Source organism: Zarconia sp. (genome assembly GCF_057467645.1).
Genome location: NZ_JBRJXU010000060.1, coordinates 1 through 7,381, shown reverse-complemented (window position 1 = coordinate 7,381; position 7,381 = coordinate 1). Strand labels below are relative to the sequence as shown.

Sequence of the window (7,381 nt, the reverse complement as noted above, 5' to 3'; positions counted from 1 at the left end):
CGGTGAGGGCGGGGAATGGGGAATGGGGAATAGGGATGAAGTACTTTGCTCCCCAGCAACCAGATGTAGCCAGTGCGATCGCTTCGCTCATCAAGAGGCTTGCCAACCGCCCGAATCTCACCCAGAGTCGGCATCCCGTCGACGTCGCGGTCGCAAAACTGACGTTAAAGAAGAGATGGATCGGGTGGTGCTGAATTGTCAGTGACGATCGGAACTTGAGATAAATCGCATAAATTCCGTCGTTCCTCTTTCACTTCGGGACTCGTGGTGAGGTAATCACGTACGCGATCGCAGGCATGGGAGAGAATGAGCTGGGGATCGACAACGCGATCTAAATCCCACAGAATGACGGTTTTGTCCTCCGAGGCCGAGGCGAGAGTGCGATCGTCCGAACTGAAAGTGACTCGCAATACGCCGTTATTATGACCGTAAAGGGTGGTGAGCAAACGAGCGTCAGATTGCCACAGCTTGATGGTGCTATCTCCCCCAGCCGATGCAATCCAGCTCCCATTTCGACTGAATGCCACATCGAAAACTGCCGTACTGTGACCGTTCAAGGTTGCTAGTTCCGTGCCGTTTGGCTGCCATAACTTCACGGTGCCGTCCCAACTTGCTGTGGCGATCGTCTCACCGTCGGGACTGAAAGCAAGACCCACCACTGCATCCTGGTGTCCGGACAGGGTTTTTAGGAGGCAACCTTCTCGGTTCCAAAGTTTCACCGTTCGATCGCCGCTGGCAGTAGCGAGGGTTTGGCTATCGGGACTCCAAGCGATTTGATAAATGGCTCCCTGATGGCCTCTCAAAGTTAGATACTCGCGACTGTCTAACTCCTCTAACTCCCATAATTTCGCTGTTCCATCCCAACTTGCCGATGCCAGCATCGAACGATCTCCGGCGAAGGCAACGCTGCTAACGGTATCGTTGTGTCCGTTGAGTACTTGTAACAATCGCCCATCTCGATGCCAGAATTTTATCGTCTTATCCTGACTGGCTGAGGCAATTATCTCACCGTCGGAGCTGAAGGCAAGACCGACGATCGCATCATTATGTACGCCGAGGGTATCGATGCAGGTTCCATCTCGATGCCACAGTTTCAGTGTGCGATCGCCGCTGGCGGTGGCAATGGTTTCCCCACCGGGAGCGAACGCGACCCCAAATACTTTCGCGCGATGACCCCTCAAAATCGTCAGTAAGGTATCTTCCGGTTGCCAGAGTTCGATCGTTTTGTCCGAACTCGCCGTGGCAATCGTCCGACTGTCAGGGCTAAATGCCACGCCATTGACCTCGGCGCGATGCTCTCTGAGGGTTGCAAGAAAGGTACCATCTCGCCGCCAGAGCTTAATAGTTTTATCGGTACTGGCCGTTGCCAACCGACGACCATCGGGACTGAAGGCTAAACCATTCACCGCAGCGCGATGGCGGTTGAGGGTCGCAAGCAGAACGCCTTCTAAGCTCCAAAGTTTAGCGGTGGTATCTTCGCTCGCTGAGGCAACGATCTGACCGTCGGGACTGAAGGCGACATCCCAAACCCAATTCTGATGATCTTGGAGGGTCGCGAGTAATAAACCGTCTCGATTCCAAAGTTTGACGGTCTTATCCCCGCTGGCGGAGGCGATGGTTTCTCCATCGGGACTCCATGCCACGGCCATCACTTCCGCACCGTGACTTTGCAAAATTCCCCGCACGCTGCCATCCCGATTCCAAAGTCGAACGGTTTTGTCCCAACTGGCAGAGGCGATGGTTTCCCCATCGGGACTGAAGGCAACATCGATCGCGGCTCGGGTATGACCTTTGAAGATCGCTTGTTCTTGACCGGTTGTGGCGTTCCAGAGTCGAACGGTTTTGTCCCAACTGGCGGAGGCAATCGTTTCGCCATCAGGGCTGAAGGCAAGGGCCGTGACTCGATCTTGATGACCGCAGCAGGTGGCGAGTCGTCTGCCATCCCGACTCCAAAGGGCAAGCGTGCGGTCCCAACTGGCTGAAGCAATGGTTTCCCCGTTGGGACTGAAGGTGACATCGCTCACGCCGCTCAGATGTCCCGATAGACGATGGCATTCGTAGGTTCCGCACACAGCTCGCTGAAGGACGGCTTCTACCCGAGTGCTGAGTTTGGGGGGCGGGGATTCTAACTGCTGTAGTTTGTGTTTGGCGACGAGTGCTTCGACTAGAGCTTCTAAGCGTTGATTGGAGAGAAATAGGGTTTCGGCATCTAGGGCGATCGCACTAATTGTCGAGGCGATGGCTTCATCGGTCGAGATGCGATCGAATTCTTGAGAGGTTGCGAGAAACTCATCGTCTAACTCGCTCAAACTTTTACCTTGGGACCAGGCAAGGGCAGCTTTGAGGGCTTGTCCGTGTAAGAGTTGAGTGCGATCGCGTTTGTCGGAGGATAACCAAGATTGGAGTGACTTGGAGTAGGGGCGCAGTAGATCGAGTTGCACTCGAACCCATTCTAAATCGAAAACGGTTTGATAAATTTGATTGTAGATGTTTAAGTCTCCGTTTTTTTCGATGACTAAACCCGAAAGAATGAGCTCGAGATGTGCGCGACTGCGATCGCACTTTAATCGAGAGATTTTGGGTGTAGCTCCGGTCTCCCGTTCCCGCTCGATTTGCAGCATTTTTTGATAAATACTCAAAAGTAAAATTGCGGTTTTGTAATTTCTTAAAATTCGATCTCGAATGGTTCTCAAATGCTCTGGCTTATCTTGAGATTCCCAATTATCGATAATTTGCTGTTGGACGATGGAGTCTACTAACTCTAACTGTCGATCCAAGCCAATAATCTGAGGGTTTTCGGTCATCGATTCTTGAAAAAATCGACAAATTTTTTGAGTTAAAAAGGGTTGTCCAGAAGTCCAGTCTAAAATTCGATGTAAAATTCGATGGGGATGAGGTGTTATTTTTTTTAATCCCCGATTTAACGAAAAAATCTCTTCAGGACTAAAGCCTTTAATTTCAATTTCTCGACCAATCGTAAATGGTGTTTTCTGTCGGTCAAAAATTAAGTCAGATGGTGCGGCAGATCCAAAAATTGCAAAAGAAATTCGATTATATTTAGCGTCGATTGCCCGTCGTTCGGAGCAAAATCGAATTAAGGCAAAAAAGTCATCAACTGCAAAACGAAGATGGAGAATACTATCAATTTCATCGATAAAAATAAAAATTCGCTCTTCTTCAAATTTTGCTAAGATAATATCTTCAATAAAGTAGCTCAATCTCTGAAGAATAGAAACCTCATCTTCTTCTCGCCACCAAGATTGTAAATTCACCTCTTGGGTCAGATTAAATCCTCGCCACAACTCTGAAATCACTCCTTTATACCACTGAGTTGGCGTAATGCTTTCACTACCGATCCGAGTCATCCCGATGGTGGTACATCGACATCCTTCTTGTTGCAGCCGATTTCGGGTTCTCACTAGCAACGAAGACTTACCCATTTGTCGGCAGTTGAGTGCGTAACAAAACTCGCCGGCGATGAGTGCTTCGTAAAGCTCGAGATCGGCTTGACGCACCACGTAACTTGGTGCATCAACCGCTAAACTCCCACCAATTTGATATTGATAATCACTCATGAATCATTATTCGATCGCGGCTTCCCATCCACTTCTTGGGTTCAAGAGGGAAGACGTCAGAACCCAGAATCGACTTTACGATCGAGTTTGGGTCAAATTAGAATTCAACGTGACGCGATCGCGCCCTTGCTGTTTGGATTGATGAAGTGCTTCCTCTGCTGCCTGAATCAAGTCGTCTGCGGATTGCTTTTGTCCCGGAACGATACTTGCTACACCCAAACTCACCGTAATTGTTGAAGCGGGAAAACCAATTTGATATTCGCGCTCGATTCCCAAGGCTTTGATACTTCTGCGAATGTTCTCAGCGATGTAACTCGCTCCGGCGGCATCGGTATTCGGCAAAAGTATGGCAAATTCTTCTCCCCCATAACGAGCTACGACATCCGACGGACGGTGAATTTCTTGGCGAATCGCCCTCGCGACTTGGCACAAGCATTCATCGCCAGCTTTATGTCCCCGAGTCTTATTGTAAATCCGGAAAAAGTCAATGTCGCTCAAAATTAACGATAAGGGCGCTTTTTCATCCTGGGACTGTTTCCAGATTCGTTCGAGTTCCGTGTCGAACCCCCGACGATTCACTAACTCCGTCAAACTATCAGTGCTGCACAACTGTTTGAGCGCTTGATTTTCTTGTTCGAGTTCTTGCAAGCGATAAAGCGAGGAGTCTTTGCTGGGCAGTTGGGCGCTAAAATATAAACGATATAATTCGCACGACGGCACGCAACGATTGCCATCGAGTCGAACCAATCCCATACTTTCGAGTTTGTAAGCCACCACCGGTTCGACGGCGACGCCCTGGGCATTGGTCACCACCTGTTGAACGGCCAGTTCGAGTTCGGGATGCTTTTGGAGGGTGGCGAACAGATCGCGCAAGCGATCGCGATAAATTCCCGATAAGGTGGGTGCTTCTTCTAAGAGTCGATCGAGGGTGAATTCTTGCCGACCCAACCAATAGAGTGCCAGTCGGATGAGATAGGGATGTCCCCCTACCATGTTCATCAATTGCTGTGCCCGATCGCCGTCGGACCAATTCAACCCGTGGCGACTGGCCAAATCTTGCACTTGCGAAGCGGTCAATTCTGGCAACTGAATGGGCAACCCGACATTAAAGGGGGATTGATTCAGTTTCAACGGGATGTAAATATCGGTGTTGTGAACGACGACCAATCGCAGTTTTTGCCAAATTTCTACCTGTTTGGCTTCTTCGTACCACGATCGCAGCAGGGGTAAAAACTCTGATGCGATCGCTGGATACTCGAAGACTCGATTAACTTCTTGCAAAACTAATACCAAGGGATTGGCAATCTTTTCTAACAAGTACCCTTGAAAGTAGAGAGTGCAGCTGATCTTGCTGCCAATTTCCTCGTCCCAATACATTTCCAGTCGCGGGGGAAGCTGGAGTTGGCGACCCACCGTCAAACAAAACCAGCGTAAAAATCGATCGAGGCGATCGAACGTGTTGTCATCTGCTTGCTTGAAATTCAGACGGACGAGGCGATTGTTGTTTCGGGCAACTCGATCGAGAACCCGCAGCATTAGGGAGGTTTTACCCATCTGGCTGGGGGCTTTGAGGCGAGTGACGCTCCCCGGTTTGCCAATCTCTGTGTAGATAAGTTCTTCAATCTCCGGTCGAGCGATATAAAAAGGTGAATTCAATCCCACCGGTCCGCTGGGAAATTCGAGGGATCTTGTTTGAGCGATGGCTCGATCGAACTCAACAGCGACCCGTTTTTGTTCGGGTGTCAGGGGGCGTTCTTCGAGGGTGGTGCGAAAGTTTGTTTTGGTAATGGGTGCTGCAAACAGTTCGGATAGAGCGTGCCACAAATGAGCGGCGGATTTTTTTAGGTAATCGGCATCGTAGTGAAATTCTTGAGCCATGCCGGTATAAGTTTGACCTTTCCAAGCTTGACGCAGTACCAGTTCCTGCATCGGAGTCAAGTTTTTTTTCCGTGTTGCGTGGAGTAAAGCCAATACCTCATCGATCGTCATATGTTGTGTTGCTACTGAGATTCACAGACTTTTCATTCTGTTTTAGTCACTTTAAAGGATTCTCACCCCGATCGACAAGAGGATCGGGTTTCACGACTAAGAGGACTGATACTCAAGGATGTCTGAGAAAAATTTAGAAATGGGTTATTTTTTGATTGAATAATATAAGCTTTGACGGATTTTTACTATTAATAAAAAAATATTTATTTTATTTAAAAAACAAATATATTAGTTATTTTAGATGGTTTTACGGCAATATCAATAAATATAAGCGTAATTTAGATTTATGTTTTGCATTTTATTATTTTTTCATGTATAAAAAATGAGAATATTGAGTCAATTTTTTTATATTATAAACGCAGTTTAACGAAACATATTTATAAAAAGTTCCCAGCACTTTTAAAGGTTAAGGTGCTGGGAATTAGGGAGTTTATCAGGTATTTATTGAGGAATTACCCGAAGTTTTCTAGAACTTAAATGTTGTCCGAATTGTTCCTACGACTTGAGTATCGTTGTCGCTATCGTTAGCTGGGTTAAGGATCAAAAATGCTCCAGGGGTAATCGTAATGTTATCCGAGACCTTGGCACGGTAGAATGCCTCAAAGTGATAGGAGGTATCCCCTTCAGCCCGATCGGTCACGTCGTGGCTAGTCACCTTCGGAGGAATCCCCGCAACCAGACCGAGCAAGTTGCCGTCACCACCAATATCTGGGAAAGCGAACTGTACGGCCCCGGTCATAATCGTAGCATCGTCATCCTCATCGACGGCATCGCCCGTACGATTATCCGGAAGTGCCCCGTCATCTTGGGCACTCGCTAGCATGATGCCGTACCAGCCGGAGACGATGAAGCTATCGCTGACTTTAAACTGGAGTTCGGCACCGAAAGAATTTGCCGAAGTCGCTGTATCGCCAAACGGTTCGGTGGCAAAGAAATCTCCCGTGCTACCCGACAGATTCACTTCTCCGGCCGGTGCGTAGTAGCGCACGTAGGATAAACCGAGCTTCACGGCATCAACCGGTTCGAGAACCAGGTGTGCTAAGGCTGCATTCTGACCGTTGAACAAACCGTTTTTTACCGCCGGGTTGCTCGCCGATCCGCTGTCTGCCAAATAAGACAAACTCAGTTCGCCAATTTCGCCCAATCCGAGATTCAAGCCCAAACCCGCACCACCATCCGGTTGACGCAAGACTGGGTTGAGACGACCGAAGCGAGAAATCGAACCGCTACCACTACTGGCAATGGGACTGACCACATCGATGAAGTCGCGAGGTTCGGTACTGTTAGCAGCGATAATTACTTCAACATTATCGCTAGCCTGGAATTGGTAGTACAGATCGTCGAGACCGACATCGTTGCCGTTGGTGCCGTCAAAGCCCAAACGGGTCATGTTGGTTCCGGTTAAACCGCGACGGAATTGGGTGATGTTGCGTCCTTGCAAGCGAGTTCGCAACCGGTCTTTCCCGGTAAAGCTGGTGTCGAGGGTTAAACGAACCCGATCGGCAAAAATGGTTTGCGTGTCGTCGCCCAAGCCATCATCACCAGCATCAATATCTGGATTGGCGGAGTTGATACCGCCAGCTTCGTTACCAAAGGTATCGGCAACGGCAAAGACAACTTCACCTTTGAGTTTGGTGGTGGTAGAAAACTGATTGGCTTCGAGTTCGGCCGTGCGGGCTTCGAGGGCATCTACCCGTCCGCGCAACGTCGCGAGTTCCGCGGCAAATTCTTCTTGCAGTCGCCGAATCACCGCTAAGTCTTCAGCACTGACTTCTGCTTCCACATCCACTAAATTGAGGATTTGGTCTAAACAAGCG

At 49.0% G+C, this 7,381-nt stretch carries 3 protein-coding genes; all 3 read right to left on the bottom strand.

The features are described 5' to 3' along the window. Positions 1–164: 164 nt before the first annotated feature. Positions 165–3,575 (bottom strand): WD40 domain-containing protein, encoded by a 3,411-nt coding sequence (locus AC2215_RS08690; protein WP_486809582.1) that lies wholly within the window; start codon positions 3,573–3,575, stop codon positions 165–167. A 75-nt stretch (positions 3,576–3,650) separates the two neighbouring features. After that, positions 3,651–5,564, bottom strand: coding sequence for an AAA-like domain-containing protein (locus tag AC2215_RS08685; RefSeq protein ID WP_486809581.1), 1,914 nt, complete (start codon positions 5,562–5,564; stop codon positions 3,651–3,653). 466 nt (positions 5,565–6,030) lie between these two features. After that, positions 6,031–7,381 (bottom strand): iron uptake porin (locus AC2215_RS08680; protein WP_486809580.1); only part of this gene is annotated, 1,351 nt, incomplete at its 5' end.